This is a genomic window from Bordetella petrii, assembly GCF_000067205.1.
In the GTDB taxonomy this organism is placed as follows: Bacteria; Pseudomonadota; Gammaproteobacteria; order Burkholderiales; family Burkholderiaceae_B; genus Bordetella_A; species Bordetella_A petrii.
Window position 1 is genome coordinate 363,260 of record NC_010170.1, and the last position, 15,513, is coordinate 378,772.

15 protein-coding genes are annotated in these 15,513 nt (G+C 65.6%); 13 read left to right on the forward strand and 2 right to left on the reverse strand.

Annotated features, from left to right (window positions below; genetic code table 11):
* Positions 1 to 19 precede the first annotated feature (19 nt).
* Complete coding sequence (locus BPET_RS01650; RefSeq protein WP_041862627.1) at positions 20 to 916, forward strand: NAD(P)/FAD-dependent oxidoreductase; 897 nt, start codon at positions 20 to 22, stop codon at positions 914 to 916.
* Between the two features lie 30 nt (positions 917 to 946).
* Here the strand turns inward: BPET_RS01650 and BPET_RS01655 are convergent, their stop codons facing one another.
* The gene (locus BPET_RS01655) at positions 947 to 2,710 is read right to left on the reverse strand and encodes a M61 family metallopeptidase (protein ID WP_012247357.1); all 1,764 of its coding nucleotides are present in this window, start codon (positions 2,708 to 2,710) and stop codon (positions 947 to 949) included.
* Positions 2,711 to 2,756: 46 nt separating this feature from the next.
* Between BPET_RS01655 and BPET_RS01660 the strand changes: the two genes are divergently transcribed.
* The 12 genes from BPET_RS01660 to BPET_RS01715 all read left to right on the forward strand — a co-directional run bounded on the left by BPET_RS01660 (position 2,757) and on the right by BPET_RS01715 (position 13,949).
* Positions 2,757 to 3,533 carry an enoyl-CoA hydratase gene (locus BPET_RS01660; RefSeq protein WP_012247358.1) on the forward strand — a complete coding sequence of 259 codons (777 nt, stop codon included), beginning with the start codon at positions 2,757 to 2,759 and terminating at the stop codon, positions 3,531 to 3,533.
* Positions 3,534 to 3,735: 202 nt separating this feature from the next.
* A complete protein-coding gene (locus tag BPET_RS01665; RefSeq protein WP_012247359.1) occupies positions 3,736 to 5,298 on the forward strand; it encodes a DUF1254 domain-containing protein in 1,563 nt (520 codons plus the stop codon).
* A 179-nt stretch (positions 5,299 to 5,477) separates the two neighbouring features.
* Positions 5,478 to 5,906, forward strand: a complete 429-nt coding sequence (locus tag BPET_RS01670) for an ATP synthase subunit I (protein WP_012247360.1) — start codon at positions 5,478 to 5,480, stop codon at positions 5,904 to 5,906.
* 68 nt (positions 5,907 to 5,974) lie between these two features.
* Entirely contained in the window at positions 5,975 to 6,856 is an 882-nt protein-coding gene (atpB, locus tag BPET_RS01675; RefSeq protein ID WP_012247361.1) for a F0F1 ATP synthase subunit A, read from the forward strand.
* 112 nt (positions 6,857 to 6,968) lie between these two features.
* Positions 6,969 to 7,211 carry a F0F1 ATP synthase subunit C gene (atpE, locus tag BPET_RS01680; protein ID WP_003815363.1) on the forward strand — a complete coding sequence of 81 codons (243 nt, stop codon included), beginning with the start codon at positions 6,969 to 6,971 and terminating at the stop codon, positions 7,209 to 7,211.
* A 148-nt stretch (positions 7,212 to 7,359) separates the two neighbouring features.
* The gene (locus BPET_RS01685) at positions 7,360 to 7,830 is read left to right on the forward strand and encodes a F0F1 ATP synthase subunit B (protein ID WP_012247362.1); all 471 of its coding nucleotides are present in this window, start codon (positions 7,360 to 7,362) and stop codon (positions 7,828 to 7,830) included.
* Positions 7,831 to 7,842: 12 nt separating this feature from the next.
* Positions 7,843 to 8,382, forward strand: coding sequence for a F0F1 ATP synthase subunit delta (locus BPET_RS01690; RefSeq protein ID WP_012247363.1), 540 nt, complete (start codon positions 7,843 to 7,845; stop codon positions 8,380 to 8,382).
* A 39-nt stretch (positions 8,383 to 8,421) separates the two neighbouring features.
* The gene (gene atpA, locus BPET_RS01695; protein WP_012247364.1) at positions 8,422 to 9,963 is read left to right on the forward strand and encodes a F0F1 ATP synthase subunit alpha; all 1,542 of its coding nucleotides are present in this window, start codon (positions 8,422 to 8,424) and stop codon (positions 9,961 to 9,963) included.
* Between the two features lie 99 nt (positions 9,964 to 10,062).
* Positions 10,063 to 10,968, forward strand: coding sequence for a F0F1 ATP synthase subunit gamma (atpG, locus tag BPET_RS01700; protein ID WP_012247365.1), 906 nt, complete (start codon positions 10,063 to 10,065; stop codon positions 10,966 to 10,968).
* A gap of 43 nt (positions 10,969 to 11,011) precedes the next feature.
* Positions 11,012 to 12,412 carry a F0F1 ATP synthase subunit beta gene (atpD, locus tag BPET_RS01705; RefSeq protein WP_012247366.1) on the forward strand — a complete coding sequence of 467 codons (1,401 nt, stop codon included), beginning with the start codon at positions 11,012 to 11,014 and terminating at the stop codon, positions 12,410 to 12,412.
* Positions 12,413 to 12,421: 9 nt separating this feature from the next.
* Positions 12,422 to 12,847, forward strand: coding sequence for a F0F1 ATP synthase subunit epsilon (locus tag BPET_RS01710; protein ID WP_012247367.1), 426 nt, complete (start codon positions 12,422 to 12,424; stop codon positions 12,845 to 12,847).
* A 409-nt stretch (positions 12,848 to 13,256) separates the two neighbouring features.
* A complete protein-coding gene (locus BPET_RS01715; protein ID WP_231852648.1) occupies positions 13,257 to 13,949 on the forward strand; it encodes a helix-turn-helix domain-containing protein in 693 nt (230 codons plus the stop codon).
* A 46-nt stretch (positions 13,950 to 13,995) separates the two neighbouring features.
* Here the strand turns inward: BPET_RS01715 and BPET_RS01720 are convergent, their stop codons facing one another.
* Positions 13,996 to 15,492 (reverse strand): catalase, encoded by a 1,497-nt coding sequence (locus tag BPET_RS01720; RefSeq protein WP_012247369.1) that lies wholly within the window; start codon positions 15,490 to 15,492, stop codon positions 13,996 to 13,998.
* Positions 15,493 to 15,513 lie beyond the last annotated feature (21 nt).

Consider the following 15,513-nt stretch of genomic DNA (forward strand, 5'->3'; position numbering starts at 1 on the left):
ATATGGAATACAACAAACTATGCAGCAATACGACGCAGTGATCGTGGGCGGCGGCCCGGCCGGGGCCTCGTGCGCCATCTGGCTGGCCCGGCTGGGCCTGGCGCCGCTGCTGGTCGAGGCCGGGCCGCGCCTGGGTGGCCTGGCTACCGACAACCCTTTTGCCGACGACTGGATCGCCGTGCTGCCCGGCGTGACCGGCCAGCAGGTGGCCGCCAATATCGCCGCCAGCGTGCAGGCCGCCGGCGTGCCCGCGCGCCTGGGCACCGCCGTTCGGCAGGCCAGGCGCGTGAGCGGCGGCTTCGATGTCGAACTGGACGCCGGCGGCGTGGCCGCCACGGTGCGAGGGCGGGCCCTGGTGATCGCCTCGGGCGTGCGCGCGCGCGGCCTGCCCGACTATCCCGCCGATGCCGCCTGGCCCGGCGTATTCGTGGGGCCGGGTTCGTCCATCATGGCGCACAATTACACAGGCTTGTCGGTGGCCGTGCTGGGCGGTGGCGACAACGCGTTTGAGAACTTCGTTTATGTGCGCAACCGGGGCGCGCGCAGCGTGCATCTGTATGCGCGCAGCGTGCGCGCCCAGCAGCAGTGGGTGTCGCGCGCCGGCCGCGAAGGCGTCCATGTCGGCCCCTATCGGGTCGACCCTGCTGCGCGCACCGTCGACGGGCAGGCCTACGACCTGATCCTGGTGTTCTATGGCTGGGAGCCGCAGGCCGCGTTTGCCGACGGCCTGGGCCTGCGGCGCGACCAGCGGGGGTACATCTGCACCGACACCGCCACCGCCGAGGCCAGCGTGCCCGATGTCTACGCCATCGGCGAGGTGGCGCACCGCATGCATCCCTGCGTGGTGACTTCGCTGGCCGACGGCGTGGTGGCCGCCAAGGCGATCCAGCGCCGCTGGGAACGCGGCGCCGGCTAAGCCGACCGGGTTCGTGTCCGGCGCGGTCCGCTACTTCACCGACAGTATGCAATCCAGCGCCGCCGGCGGCGCCAGCCGCACGGTGAAGGCGCGCAGCTCGTCGCGCCGGAACACGTGCACCGTGACACGGTCGCCGGGGCGGTATTGCGCCAGCAGCAGATCCAGGCCGGCCGGCGCGTCCACGCGCAGGCCATCAATGGCCACCAGCACGTCGCCCGCCGACAGGCCGCCCTTGTGGCCCGCGCCGCCTTCCAGCACTGTGGCCAGCCCCAGCGCTTCACCCTGCTTGCGCGTGCGCACGTCGAGCGACGGAATGTTGACCGTGGGTTTCCATTGCAGGCCCACGCCATGCGGCGCCAGCAGTTCCGCCAGCGGTACGTCGGCCGTGCCATAGGCATGGCGCGCCACGAAGCGCCGCACATCCACCCCGGTGGCTTCACGGACCAGCGCGGGCAGCGCGTCTTCGGGCAGGCCCTGCGCCTTGCCGCGATAGAAATCGCGGCCATAGCGCTGCCAGAGCAGCCGCATGACATCGTCGAGCGAGCGCGCGCCCCGGGATTCGCGCCGGATAGTCAGGTCCAGCCCCAGCGCCACCAGCGCGCCCTTGGTGTAATAGCTGACCAGCGCATTGGGCGAGTTTTCGTCTTGCTTGTAGTAGCGGGTCCAGGCGTCGAACGAGCTTTCTGCCACCGATTGCTTGCGGCGGCCCGGCGTGCGGGCCACGCTGGTAATGGTCTTGCCCAGCAGGCGCAGGTAGTCGGTCAGGCCGATGGCGCCCGAGCGCAGCAGCATCAGGTCGTCGTAGTAGGACGTGAAGCCTTCGAACACCCACAACAGCCGCGTCAGGTCGGGCTTCTGCAGGTTGTAAGGCGCGAAGGCCGCCGGCTTGATGCGCTTGACGTTCCAGGTATGGAAATACTCATGGCTGACCAGCCCCAGAAAGCCACGATACCCTTCGCCCTGGCCCTGCTGGCCCAGCACCGGCAGGTCTTTGCGCGAGGCCATCAGCGCGGTGCTGGCGCGATGCTCCAGGCCGCCATGCCCGTCGCCCACCACCATGGTCATGAACACATAGCGGTCGCTGCTGTCCAGGAAAGGCGCGCGCTTGCTGCGCGGCTCGAAGAATGCGATCTGAGTCTCGCAGATGCGCCGCGCGTCGGCCGCGATGCGGTCCAGGTCCAGGCGCGGCGCCACGCCAGTGAAAACCAGTTCGTGCTCGGCGCCGTGCGCGCTGAAGCGGGCCACTTGCGGGGTGCCCATTTCCACGGGGTGGTCGATCAGGGCATCGTAGTCGGGGGCCAGGTACAGGCCGAAGCCGTGCCGGCGCGCCGCGCCGGCGTGGCCGCGCGCCTCGGGCAGGCTGGTGTACACCTTCCAGCCGGCAATGCCGCGCGGCGGCGCCAGGTCCAGCAGGCAGGGGGCGTCCTCGCGGCCTTCCACCCGCAGAAACACACTGGTGCCATTGAAAAAACCATGGGATTCGTCCAGGTGCGCGCCGCGCACGGACAGGTCCCAGGCATAGACGGTGTAGTCCACCTGCAGCGGGCCCGCGCAGGGCGCGGCCTGCCAGGTATGGTTGTCGAGCTTGGTTATGGCGACCGGGCGGCCGGCCGCCCGGGCCTGCAAGGTCTCGACCTGGCGCGAGAAATCGCGGATCAGGTAGCTGCCGGGAATCCAGGCCGGCAAGGCCAGCCGCTGGCCGGCCGGGTCCGGGTGCGGCACGGTCAGGGTGATGCGATAGCGATGGCCGGCGGGGTCGCTGGGCTCTAGGCGGTAAATTACGGGGGTGTCCATTGCGCTATCTTACTTACCTGCATTCATTTTTTCAGGAGACATCCCCATGAGCGAATCGTTTGTGCTGGTCGAAACCCGTGGCCGCGTCGGGTTGCTGACGCTGAATCGTCCCAAGGCGCTCAATGCGCTCAACGACCAGCTCATGAATGAGCTGGGGGCCGCGCTGCTGGCCTTCGAGGCCGACGACGGCATCGGGGCGGTGGTCATCACGGGCAGCGAAAAGGCATTCGCCGCCGGCGCAGACATCGGCGCCATGAAAGACTGGTCGTACATGGATGTCTATGGCAGCGAGTACATCACTCGCAACTGGGAAACCCTCAAGCGGATCCGCAAGCCCGTCATCGCGGCCGTGTCGGGCTACGCCCTGGGCGGCGGCTGCGAACTCGCGATGATGTGTGACATCATCATCGCCGCCGACACCGCCAAGTTCGGCCAACCCGAAATCAAGCTGGGCGTCATCCCCGGCGCTGGCGGCACGCAGCGCCTGCCGCGCGCGGTAGGCAAGGCCAAGGCCATGGACCTGGCCCTGACCGCACGCATGATGGGCGCCGAAGAGGCCGAACGCGCCGGCCTGGTGTCGCGCGTGGTGCCGGCCGACAAGTTGATGGACGAAGCCATCGAGGCCGCCACCGTCATTGCCTCGATGTCGCTGCCTTCGGTCATGATGGCCAAGGAATGCGTCAACCGCGCTTTCGAGTCGTCGCTCAACGAAGGGCTGCTGTTCGAACGCCGCGTGTTCCATTCGCTGTTCGCCACCGAAGACCAGAAAGAAGGCATGGCCGCCTTCGTGGAAAAGCGGCCGCCGGTCTTCCGCCACAAATAAGCCTCGCTGCGCGGGCCTAGCGGGAGCAGTGGGCGCACAGGGAAACCAGCCGGCGTGCGCATGGCTGGTTTCGGGTTGTAACCTTTGAATCTCACCTTGTTGCAGGTTCCGCGCCTATCCTGAAACAGCGTCATGCCAAGAAGGCCATCCCGCTTCGGGCGGGGTGGCTGGCTCGTTTGCCAACAACGAACAAGGAGCCCCCATGCATAGCCGTCTGTTTCCCCCTTCCCGCCGCTGGCCTCGCGCCGTGCTGGCCGGCGCGCTCAGCGCGGGTTTTGCCTGCGCCTCCCTCGCCCAGCCGCAGCCCTCGATGCGGTTGGTGTCCGAAACCCCCACCGCCGCTTCCAGCCCGGCCATGACGGCCGAAGAATTGCGGGATATTGCGGTCGATGCCTACCTCTACGCCTATCCGCTGGTGCTGATGGAGGCGACGCGCCGGGCCGCGACCCAGGTGCAGACGCCGCTGGCGGGCAAGGCGCCCATGAACCAGTTCGGCCACCGCACGGTCTATCCGGACCCGGGCGCTACCGATATCGCCTGGCCCAGCACCGACATGCTGTATTCCAGCCTCTGGTTCGACGTTTCGCGCCAGCCGCTCATCGTGCGCGTGCCGGCGTCGGGCGGCCGCTACTATGCGCTGTCGCTGCTGGACATGTGGACCGACGAATTCGCCTCGCGCGGCACCCGCACCACCGGCAATGGCGAGCAGACCTTTGCCATCGTCGGCCCGCACTGGCAGGGCACCGCCCCGGTCGGCGTGGACATCGTGCGCAGCCCCACCGGTTCGGGGTGGCTGATCGCCCGCATCCAGACCGGCGGGCCCAACGAATACGGCGCGGTCAACCAGTTCCAGGCGGGCATGACCGCCTCGCCGATGGCGGCGCCGCCGGTGCCTCTGGTCACCCCACCGCGACGCGGCGCGGCCAAGCCCGCTACCTGGCCGCAAAGCCCGGCCAGCCCGGGCTATGTGCCGGTCGGCGCGGCCCCCATGATGCCGCCGCCCGTGCCGTCGGTCACCTGGGATACCCAGGGTTCGCCCGGCCAGCAGGTGGCCGGCATGGACCCGGCCACGTTCTTCACCGTGTTTTCCGATCTGCTGGCCGCCAATCCGCCGCACGCCAACGACAACGCGATTTTGACGCGCATGCGGCGCATCGGCCTGGCGGGTCCGCAGCCGTTTTCGTACAGCCGCCTCGACCCGGCCGTGCAGCAGGCGCTGGCCGAGGCCCGCCCGGTGGCTGGCCGCCGCATCGCCGATGCGGTTGCCCGGCTGGGCAAGCCCATGAACGGCTGGAATACCGTGCTGCACGGCATTGGCACGTACGGCACCGACTACACCCGCCGCGCCGCCATTGCATATGCCGGCCTGGGGGCCAACACGCCGCAGGACGCGCTGTACCCCGTAACCACCATCGACGACGACGGCGAACCGTTGCGTAGCGATGAAGAATACGTGCTGCACATCGACAAGGGGCAATTGCCGCCGGTCAATGCGTCGTGGTCCCTGATCCTGTACAACGACAACCAGGGGCTGGCTCCCAACCCCATCGGCCGCTATGCCGTGCGCAGCACCGATCCCCTGCGTTACAACGCCGATGGCTCGCTCGACATCTACATCCAGCGCGGCGATCCCGGCCCCAACAAGTCCGCCAACTGGCTGCCCGCGCCCCACCAGGGCAATTTCATGCTCAACATGCGGCTCTACTGGCCCAAAGATCTCGCCCTCGACGGCCACTGGGCCCCGCCGCCGGTCCGGGAAAACTAACCGGCTCGGCCGATTTTCCCGTCAGGTTGCAGAACCGGCGCCGGACTCATCCGCCGCCGGTTTCTTCATTTGCCCGACCAAAACGAATCACGCTATACTCTACGGGTTTGACGCTTGCGGGATAAAAACACGCGGTAAGCCTGCCGCGCCTGTCTTTGACGCAAGAGCGGGGAAGCCTGATGCAAAGCCTGGTGGAACAGAATCCGGTGCTTACCGATGCCGATCGCGCGGCACTCGATGCCCAGGCTTGCCGGGGGCTCTTGTGGGTATTGGCGGCGCAGGGCGCCATGGGGCTCGCGGCGGCAACGATTGCAGGGATCATTGCGGGTGCGGCGGCAGGGTTGTCGGCGTTGGCTGGGGCGGGGGCGTATTTCATACCCAATGCATTGTTTGCATTGCGCCTGCTTGTCAACGTGCTCAAGTCGGGCCGAACCAGCCCCGTTACTTTTTTCCTCGGCGAGATGGTCAAGCTGCTCATGACGGCACTGCTGTTGTGGCTGCTGTCGCGTGTGGCGCAAAACTGGCTGGTATGGCCGGCCGTGCTGCTCGGGCTGATCTTCACGCTGAAGGGCTATCTCCTGCTGTTGATGTTCCGCAAGTTGTCATAGCTGCTTAAAAATCATGCAAACGGCCGGTCCGCAAGGTTCGGCCTCACAGCAAACAGGGTAGGGTTCAAATGGCTGCTGCCAGCGACGTATCGCCTCAGTCCGCGTACATTCAGCACCACCTGGTGCACTTGAACAATATTGGCGAAAAGCAGTCCGTTATCGCCCAGTTCAATGTCATCAACTATGACTCGGTGTTCTGGTCCGCTCTCACCGGCCTGGTCGTGGTGTTGTTTCTCTGGCTGGCCGCGCGCCGCGCCTCGGCCGGCGTGCCGGGCCGTTTCCAGGCCTTCGTCGAAATGATCGTCGACATGGTCGACGAACAGGCCAAGGGCATCGTCACCAACGCCAAGAGCCGCCTGTTCGTGGCGCCCCTGGCCCTGACCGTGTTCCTCTGGATCATCCTGATGAACGCGCTCGACCTGATCCCCGTCGACCTGATGCCCACCGTCTGGCGCTGGACCGGCCTGGGCGCGCACCATGGCGACCCGCTCTACTACCACCGCATTCTGCCCACCGCCGACCTGAACGTGCCGATGGGCATGTCGCTGGGCGTGCTGCTGCTGATGTTCTACTACGGCATCAAGATCAAGCACCCGGGCGGCTTCGTCAAAGAACTCTTCACCGCGCCCTTCCACGCCCATGGTATCGCCGCGCTGTTCCTGGCTCCCGCGAACCTGCTGCTCAACCTGATCGAATACGCGGCCAAGTCGGTGTCGCTGGGCATGCGGTTGTTCGGCAACATGTTCGCCGGCGAACTCGTGTTCATGCTCATCGCCCTGCTGGGCGGCGCCTGGACCGGCCTGAACGCCGCCAGCGTCGGGCTGGGCATCGGCCATGTGCTGGCCGGTTCGGTGTGGGCCATCTTCCACATCCTGATCGTGCTGTTGCAGGCCTTCATCTTCATGATGCTGACGCTGGTGTACATCGGCCAGGCTCACGAAGGGCACTGACCCCAATTCCTGGCGCGGGCAAGCCGCCCGCGTCCGGCGCAAGGTTTTCTTGCATTCCTAGCAGTTCCGTTTTCTTACAATTTGACTTCAGATTTCTAACCAAGGAGTTGTCATGACCAACGTCGCTTTCGTTGCCCTCGCTTGCGGTCTTATCATCGGTCTGGGCGCTATCGGCGCTTGCATCGGCATCGCACTGATGGGCGGCAAATACCTGGAAGCTTCGGCTCGTCAGCCTGAACTGATGAATGCGCTGCAAACCAAGATGTTCCTGCTGGCTGGCCTGATCGACGCGGCATTCCTGATCGGCGTGGGTATCGCCATGCTGTTCGCCTTCGCCAACCCGTTCGTGGGCTGAGCCCGGCGAATCATGGCAACGCCCGCCTATGCAATGGCGGGCTTGACGCCGGCGGCAGCGGAAGCCTTTCGCTGCATGTCGGCCAAGTATCGAGTGCTCCGCGGCGCCTTTGACGCGCCCGGGGCCGCAAGGTGTTAAAGGAACGACCGTGAATCTGAACGCGACGATCTTTTTCCAGATGCTCGTGTTCTTCGTTCTGGGCTGGTTCACGATGAAATTCGTGTGGCCGCCCCTGACGAAGGCGATGGACGAGCGCCGCCAAAAAATCGCCGACGGCCTGGCCGCCGCCGAGAAGGGCAAGGCCGACCTGGCCCAAGCCCAAGCGCGCGTCAGTCTGATCGAGGCTTCTGCCAAATCCGAGAACCACGCCCGCATCATCGAGGCCGAAAAGCAGGCCGCCTCGCTGATCGAGCAGGCTCGCCGCGAAGCCGAGGCCGAACGCGCCCGCATCGTCGCCCAGGCGGCACAGGATGCCGCGCAGGAAGTCCAGCGTGCCCGCGATGCGCTGCGCGACGACGTCGCCGCGTTGGCGGTCAAGGGCGCTGAACAGATCCTCAAGCGCGAGGTCGACGCCCGCGCCCACGCCGAGCTGCTCAACCAGCTCAAGGCGCAGCTTTAATCCGGGAACGCCATGGCTGAACTTTCCACTGTTGCCCGGCCCTATGCCGAGGCGCTCTTCAGCGCGGCACGCGACGACAAGGCCGGCTTGCCGGCCTGGGCCGACCTGATCGGCGAGCTGGCTCAGGTGGCCGGCAACCCCGACGTGCGCGAAGCGATGACCGACCCGCGCCTGGGCGACGCCCAGCGCATCGAGCTGTTTACCGGCCTGGTCAAGACCCAGCTGCCCCAGGCCGTTCGCAATTTCATCGAGCTGCTGGTGGCCAACGACCGCCTGCTGCTGCTGCCCGTCATCGCCAAGCAATTCGTCGCACTGAAGAACCGCCACGAAGGCACGGCGCAGGCGGAAATCACCAGCGCGTTCGAACTCAGCGACGCCCAGGTCAAAGAACTGATCGAGGCGCTCGAAACCAAGTTCGGCCTCAAGCTCAAGCCCAGCGTCACTGTCGACAAGTCGCTCATCGGCGGCGTGCGCGTGGCGGTCGGCGACCAGGTGCTCGATACTTCCGTACAAGCCCAATTGGCCCGCTTGCGGGATACGCTGGCCGCCTGACGCGCGCACGGCCAGACAAACAGGATTCCAGGAGTCAACATGCAACTCAATCCCTCCGAGATCAGCGAACTGCTCAAGAGCCGCATCGAGGGCCTGGGCGCTTCGGCTGATATTCGCACCCAGGGCACCGTCGTGTCCGTTACCGACGGCATTACCCGCATCCACGGTCTGTCCGACGTGATGCAGGGCGAAATGCTCGAATTCCCCAACAACGTCTTCGGCGTGGCGCTGAACCTCGAGCGCGACTCCGTCGGCGCCGTGATTCTGGGCGACTACACCGGCGTGTCGGAAGGCGACCAGGTCAAGACCACCGGCCGCATCCTCGAAGTGCCGGTCGGCCCCGAGCTGAAGGGCCGCGTGGTCAACACGCTGGGCGTGCCCATCGACGGCAAGGGCCCCATCGACACCAAAGAAACCGACATCATCGAAAAAGTGGCGCCTGGCGTGATCGCCCGCCGCTCGGTGTCGCAGCCGCTGCAAACCGGCATCAAGGCCATCGACTCCATGGTCCCCATCGGCCGTGGCCAGCGCGAGCTGATCATCGGCGACCGCCAGACCGGCAAGACCGCCGTGGCCGTCGACACCATCATCAGCCAGAAGGGCAAGGGCGTCACCTGCGTGTACGTCGCCATCGGCCAGAAGGCGTCGACCATCAACAACGTGGTGCGCAAGCTCGAAGAGCACGGCGCCATGGAATACACCATCGTCGTGGCCGCCTCGGCCTCCGACTCGGCCGCCATGCAATACCTGGCCGCCTACGCCGGCTGCACCATGGGCGAATACTTCCGCGACCGCGGCGAAGACGCCCTGATCATTTACGACGACCTCACCAAGCAAGCCTGGGCCTATCGCCAGGTGTCGCTGCTGCTGCGCCGTCCGCCGGGCCGCGAAGCCTACCCGGGCGACGTCTTCTACCTGCACTCGCGCCTGCTCGAACGCGCCGCGCGCGTCAACGAAGAATACGTCGAGAAGTTCACCAACGGCGCCGTCAAGGGCAAGACCGGCTCGCTGACCGCGCTGCCGATCATCGAAACCCAGGCGGGCGACGTGTCGGCCTTCGTGCCGACCAACGTGATCTCCATCACCGACGGCCAGATCTTCCTGGAAACCGACCTGTTCAACGCAGGTGTGCGTCCCGCCATCAACGCCGGTATTTCGGTGTCGCGCGTGGGTGGCGCCGCCCAGACCAAGGTCATCAAGAAGCTGTCGGGCGGTATCCGTACCGACCTGGCGCAGTACCGTGAACTGGCCGCCTTCGCGCAATTCGCCTCCGACCTCGACGACGCCACCCGTCGCCAGCTCGAGCGCGGCAAGCGCGTGGTCGAACTGCTCAAGCAGCCGCAATACCAGCCGCTGCAGGTGTGGGAACTAGCCGTCACGCTGTACACGGTCAACAACGGCTACCTGGACGACGTGGACGTGGCGCAGGTTCTGGCCTTCGAAAAATCGCTGAAAGACCAGCTCAAGGCAAAGCATGCCGCCCTGATCCAGCGCATCGAAGACACCAAGGAACTGTCCAAGGACGACGAAGCCGAATTGGCTGCCGCCATCCAGGATTTCAAGAAGCACGGTGCTTTTTAAGGCAATGTCTGGCGTAGCGGCGGGCCTCGCGCCCGCCCTACGGTAGGGCGGGGCAAGCCCCGGCCGCATCCCGCCAAGCCGTTACAACAGGAAAGCGCAATGCCCGGAATCAAGGAAATCCGAACCAAGATCAAGAGCGTGCAAAACACGCGCAAGATCACCAAGGCGATGGAAATGGTCGCTGCATCCAAAATGCGCAAGGCGCAGGACCGGATGCGCGCGGGTCGTCCGTACGCCACCAAGGTACGCGAAATTGCCGCGCACCTGATGCAGGCCAACCCCGAATACAGCCATCCGTACCTGGTCGAACGCGAGATCAAGGCGGTGGGCGTGGTGCTGGTTACCACCGACAAGGGTCTGTGCGGCGGCCTGAACACCAACATCAGCCGCGTCACGCTGGCCAAGCTGAAAGAATTCGATCAGCGCGGCATCCGCGTGCAGGCGACGGCGTTCGGCAACAAGGGCCTGGGCCTGCTGACCCGCATCGGCGCGAACCTGGTCTCGCACGAAGTGCAGCTGGGCGACAAGCCCGACCTCGACCGCCTGCTGGGCGCCATCAAGGTCCAGCTCGACGCCTATCTCAGCGGCGAAATCGACGCGTTGTACGTGGCGGCCACCCGCTTCGTCAACACCATGAAGCAAGAGCCGGTGTTCCTGCGCCTGCTGCCGCTTGCCAGCGGTTTGGACGATCCCTTCCAGACGGGCGCCGAGACCCTGGCCGATGGCGCCGAGGTCAAGTCGAACTACAGCTGGGACTACATCTACGAGCCTGACGCCAAGAGCGTGATCGACGACCTGTTGCAGCGTTATGTCGAAGGTCTGCTGTACCAGGCCGTGGCCGAGAACATGGCCTCTGAGCAGTCGGCCCGGATGGTCGCCATGAAGGCGGCATCGGATAACGCCAAGAAGGTCATCGGCGACCTGCAGCTGGTCTACAACAAGACCCGCCAGGCGGCGATCACCAAGGAAATTTCGGAAATCGTAGGGGGCGCGGCCGCCGTTTGAGCTGCCTGCATCCCGTCAAAAAGCTATCAAGCAAGGAATCGACATGAGCAACGGAACCATCGTTCAGTGCATCGGCGCCGTGGTGGATATTCAGTTCCCCCGCGATCAAATGCCCAAGATCTACGAAGCGCTTACCCTGGCCGACGACACCTCGCAGTTCGCCGAAAAGGGCCTGACGCTGGAAGTGCAGCAGCAGCTGGGCGACGGCGTGGTGCGCACCATCGCGCTGGGCTCCAGCGACGGCCTGCGCCGCGGCATGAAAGTCGTCGGCACCGGCGCGCCGATCTCGGTGCCCGTGGGCCACGGCACGCTGGGCCGCATCATGGACGTGCTGGGTCGTCCCATCGACGAAGCCGGCCCCATCGAGTCCGATGAAAAGCGCGCCATCCACCAGACCGCTCCCCGTTTCGACGAGCTGTCGCCGTCGGTGGAACTGCTGGAAACCGGCATCAAGGTTATCGACTTGGTCTGCCCGTTCGCCAAGGGCGGCAAGGTGGGTCTGTTCGGCGGCGCCGGCGTGGGCAAGACCGTCAACATGATGGAACTCATCAACAACATCGCCAAGCAGCACAGCGGCCTGTCGGTGTTCGCCGGCGTGGGCGAGCGTACCCGTGAAGGCAACGACTTCTACCACGAAATGGAAGAGTCGAAGGTGCTGGACAAGGTCGCCATGGTGTTCGGCCAGATGAACGAACCCCCGGGCAACCGCCTGCGCGTGGCCCTGACCGGCCTGACCATGGCCGAGAAGTTCCGCGACGAAGGCCGCGACATCCTGTTCTTCGTCGACAACATCTACCGCTACACCCTGGCCGGTACCGAAGTGTCGGCGCTGTTGGGCCGCATGCCGTCGGCCGTGGGCTACCAGCCGACGCTGGCCGAAGAAATGGGCGTGCTGCAAGAGCGCATCACCTCCACCAAGACCGGCTCCATCACGTCGATCCAGGCCGTGTACGTGCCCGCCGACGACTTGACCGACCCGTCGCCCGCCACCACCTTCCAGCATCTGGACTCCACCGTGGTGCTGTCGCGTGACATCGCCGCGCTGGGTATCTACCCGGCCGTGGACCCGCTGGATTCCTCCAGCCGCCAGCTCGACCCGCAAGTTGTGGGCGAAGAGCACTACGCGGTGGCCCGTGGCGTGCAGCAAACGCTGCAGCGCTACAAAGAACTGCGCGACATCATCGCCATTCTGGGCATGGACGAACTGTCGCCCGACGACAAGCAGGCCGTGGCCCGCGCGCGCAAGATCCAGCGCTTCCTGTCGCAGCCGTTCCACGTGGCCGAAGTGTTCACCGGTTCGCCCGGCAAGTACGTGCCGCTGGCCGAAACCATTCGCGGTTTCAAGATGATCGTCGACGGCGAATGCGACGCGCTGCCCGAGCAGGCCTTCTACATGGTCGGCACCATCGACGAAGCCTTCGAGAAGGCCAAGAAACTGCAATAAGGAGCTCACATGGCTACCCTGCAAGTGGATGTCGTCAGCGCGGAAGAAGCGATCTTCGCCGGTGAGGCGAAGTTCGTGACGCTGCCTGGCGAAGCGGGTGAGCTGGGCATCCTGCCCGGGCACACCCCGCTGATTTCGCGCATACGCCCCGGTACCGTCAAGATCGTCCGTGCCGATGGAGGCGAGGAAAACATCTTCGTCGCCGGGGGCATTCTGGAAGTGCAGCCGGGCATGGTCACGGTGCTGGCCGACACGGCCATCCGTGCCGCCGACCTGGACGAAGCCCGTGCCGTGGCAGCGCGCGAAAAGGCCGAAGAGGCCCTGCGCAATGCCAAGGACAAGGCCGACATCGCGGTCGTCGAAGCCGAGCTGGCCATGCTGGCCGCGCAGGCCGTGGCGGCTCGCAAGCTGCGCCAGACGCGCAACACGCATTAAGGCAACACCGGCCAGCCGCGTACCGCGCGGCGAGGCCCTGGCAAAGAAGGCGGCCCTGGGGCCGCCTTTTTTGTTGCCTGCACGCCCGCGCCTGCGGAGAGCGCTGGCCGGACCGGGTTGCGGCGGGGCCGCCAGCGGCAGTGCGGGGTGGCCGCCGCCAAGCGTCGCGTATTTTTGCGAGCGCCTAAAGGGCACTATGTCAATCGTTTCAAACGGGCTTTACGTATAACCCGCAATGTGGCAACTGCGAATATCGCCGTGCTGCCTCGACGCGTACGCTTGCATTTCTTGCGTATGTTTCAAGGAGCCTGTCTTGCGTGAAACACTCGATTGCGCCGTATTAATGACGCCTGGCCATGAGGCCTGGGTGCAAGACTGGGCCGGTCGTCAAAATGACCAGCAAGGTCGATTGCGGTTGTATCCCCAGGCATTGTCCGAACTGGCGCCAGGTGCGCCCGACACCCGCCTGTTGGCGCGCGCCCGGTTGGCCTTGCGGCGGTTCGACGGCTGCCTGGTGCCGGTGGCGCCAGCATCGCTGTCGTGGGTGCGCACCGTGCTGGCCAATGCCGGCAGCGAACCGCGCACGCCCCTGGTGGCGCTGGTGTTCGACATTACCGCGCCCGCCATTCTCGATCTGCTGGCGCTGGGCGTGGCCGATTTCATCCGCGCCCCGGCCTGTCCCGACGAACTGCGGGCCCGACTGCTGCGCCTGCGGCGCACCGCGCGGTCAGCGGCCGCGCCCGCGCCCTCGGGCACGCAAGGCGGCGCGGCGGGCGCGCTCTATGCCTTGCGCGAACCCGTGGCGCTTTATGGCGCCCGCACCGGCACGCGCCGGGCCGCCACGCGGGCTCGCCTGGAATCCGCCCTGGCTGCCTTGCACGCCCAAGAGGCCGCCCAGGCCGACGAACCCTTCCGCCAGGCCAAGGCGCGCGTGGTCGAAGGCTTCGAACGCGAATACCTGCGCCGTGCGCTGTCGCGCCATGCGGGCAACGTGGCCCAGGCGGCCAGGGCGGCCAGCAAGCACCGGCGCGCGTTCTGGGCCTTGATGCGCAAGCATCGCATCGACGCGGCGCCGTATCGCAGCGCCGCCGACTCTTCCTAGGGCCTGCCGAAACCGGCCGGCGCCGGGCAACGCGAGGGCGTGTCGCCTAGGCTTCGCTCATGCCGGCCGCGGGTTCGGGGGCCTGCCCCTTGCGCACCTTTTCTTCGATACGCTTGCCTACATCGGCGTCGATGTTCTTCCAGTACTCGAAGGCACGCTCCAGCACCGGGCTGCGTACGCCACCCAGCAGGCTGCCCGCCACGGTTTCGACCAGGCGCTCGCGTTGCGCATCGTCGAACACCTTGCGTACCAGGGTGCCGGCCTGGCCGAAGTCATCATCTTCGGCACGCAGCGTATAGGCGCTGCGCACCATCTCGCCGTCGGCTTCCCAGCCATCGTCCACCTTGCCGGACGGGTCCGACCACGGCCGCCCCCCCGAGTTGGGCGCATACACAGGTTGATTGCCGCTGTGCTCGTAGGCCATTTGGCCATCGAACATATACGTGTTGGTGGGTACCTTGGGCTTGTTGACCGGCAATTGATGAAAGTTGGCGCCTATGCGGTTGCGTTGCGCATCGTTGTAGGCAAATGCGCGGCCCAGCAGCATTTTGTCGGGGGAAAGTCCGATGCCGGGCACCGTGTTGCCGGGCGAGAACGCCGCCTGTTCGATCTGGGCGAAAAAGTTCTCGGGGTTGCGGTTCAGCGTCATGGTGCCCACTTCGACCAGCGGGTAATCCTTGTGGGACCAGGTCTTGGTGAGGTCGAACGGGTTGATGCGGTACGTCTTGGCGTCTTCGTACGGCATGATCTGCACCGACAGCGTCCATACGGGGTAATCGCCCCGGGCGATGGCATCGAACAGGTCGCGGCGGTGGAAGTCGGCGTCGCTGCCCGCCATGTTCTTGGCCTGTTCATTATTAAAGAACTGCATGCCCTGCCGGGTGTGAAAGTGATACTTCACCCAAAAACGGTCGCCCTGGGCATTTACCCACATGTAGGTATGCGAGCCGTAGCCGTTCATGTGGCGCCAGGTGCGCGGCAGGCCGCGATCGCCCATGACGTAGGTCACCTGATGGGCCGATTCGGGGTTGCTGGTCCAGAAGTCCCACTGCATGTGGTTGTCGCGCAGGCCGGAATCGGGCAGGCGTTTCTGGCTGCGGATGAAGTGTGGAAACTTCATCGGATCGCGCACAAAAAAGACGGGCGTGTTGTTGCCGACCAGATCGTAGTTGCCCTCGTCGGTATAGAACTTGAGCGAAAAACCGCGCACGTCGCGCCAGGTGTCGGGGCTGCCGGCTTCGCCGGCCACCGTCGAGAAACGCGCCAGCATTTCGGTTTTACAGCCTTTCTGGAACAGCGCGGCCCTGGTGTAGGCCGAGACATCAGCCGTGGTCTCGAAGACCCCGAACGCGCCCGCGCCCTTGGCGTGCGGCTGGCGCTCGGGCACTTTCTCGCGGTTGAAGTGCGCCATTTGCTCCAGGAAATGGACATCGTGCAGCAGAATGGGTCCATTGGCGCCGATCGTCAGCGAATGGCGGTCGCTGGGCGAGGGGGCTCCAGCCCCGGTGGTGGACGGCGGGGTGGCGGGTTTCTTCGTGGTCATGGCGGCTCCTTTGGGCAACAG

Coding starts and splice junctions, on each gene's coding strand:
- BPET_RS01650 (WP_041862627.1), top strand. CDS start 20: ATGCAGCAATACGACGCAGTGATCGTGGGCGGCGGCCCGGCCGGGGCC.
- BPET_RS01655 (WP_012247357.1), bottom strand. CDS start 2,710: ATGGACACCCCCGTAATTTACCGCCTAGAGCCCAGCGACCCCGCCGGC.
- BPET_RS01660 (WP_012247358.1), top strand. CDS start 2,757: ATGAGCGAATCGTTTGTGCTGGTCGAAACCCGTGGCCGCGTCGGGTTG.
- BPET_RS01665 (WP_012247359.1), top strand. CDS start 3,736: ATGCATAGCCGTCTGTTTCCCCCTTCCCGCCGCTGGCCTCGCGCCGTG.
- BPET_RS01670 (WP_012247360.1), top strand. CDS start 5,478: ATGCAAAGCCTGGTGGAACAGAATCCGGTGCTTACCGATGCCGATCGC.
- atpB (WP_012247361.1), top strand. CDS start 5,975: ATGGCTGCTGCCAGCGACGTATCGCCTCAGTCCGCGTACATTCAGCAC.
- atpE (WP_003815363.1), top strand. CDS start 6,969: ATGACCAACGTCGCTTTCGTTGCCCTCGCTTGCGGTCTTATCATCGGT.
- BPET_RS01690 (WP_012247363.1), top strand. CDS start 7,843: ATGGCTGAACTTTCCACTGTTGCCCGGCCCTATGCCGAGGCGCTCTTC.
- atpA (WP_012247364.1), top strand. CDS start 8,422: ATGCAACTCAATCCCTCCGAGATCAGCGAACTGCTCAAGAGCCGCATC.
- atpG (WP_012247365.1), top strand. CDS start 10,063: ATGCCCGGAATCAAGGAAATCCGAACCAAGATCAAGAGCGTGCAAAAC.
- atpD (WP_012247366.1), top strand. CDS start 11,012: ATGAGCAACGGAACCATCGTTCAGTGCATCGGCGCCGTGGTGGATATT.
- BPET_RS01710 (WP_012247367.1), top strand. CDS start 12,422: ATGGCTACCCTGCAAGTGGATGTCGTCAGCGCGGAAGAAGCGATCTTC.
- BPET_RS01720 (WP_012247369.1), bottom strand. CDS start 15,492: ATGACCACGAAGAAACCCGCCACCCCGCCGTCCACCACCGGGGCTGGA.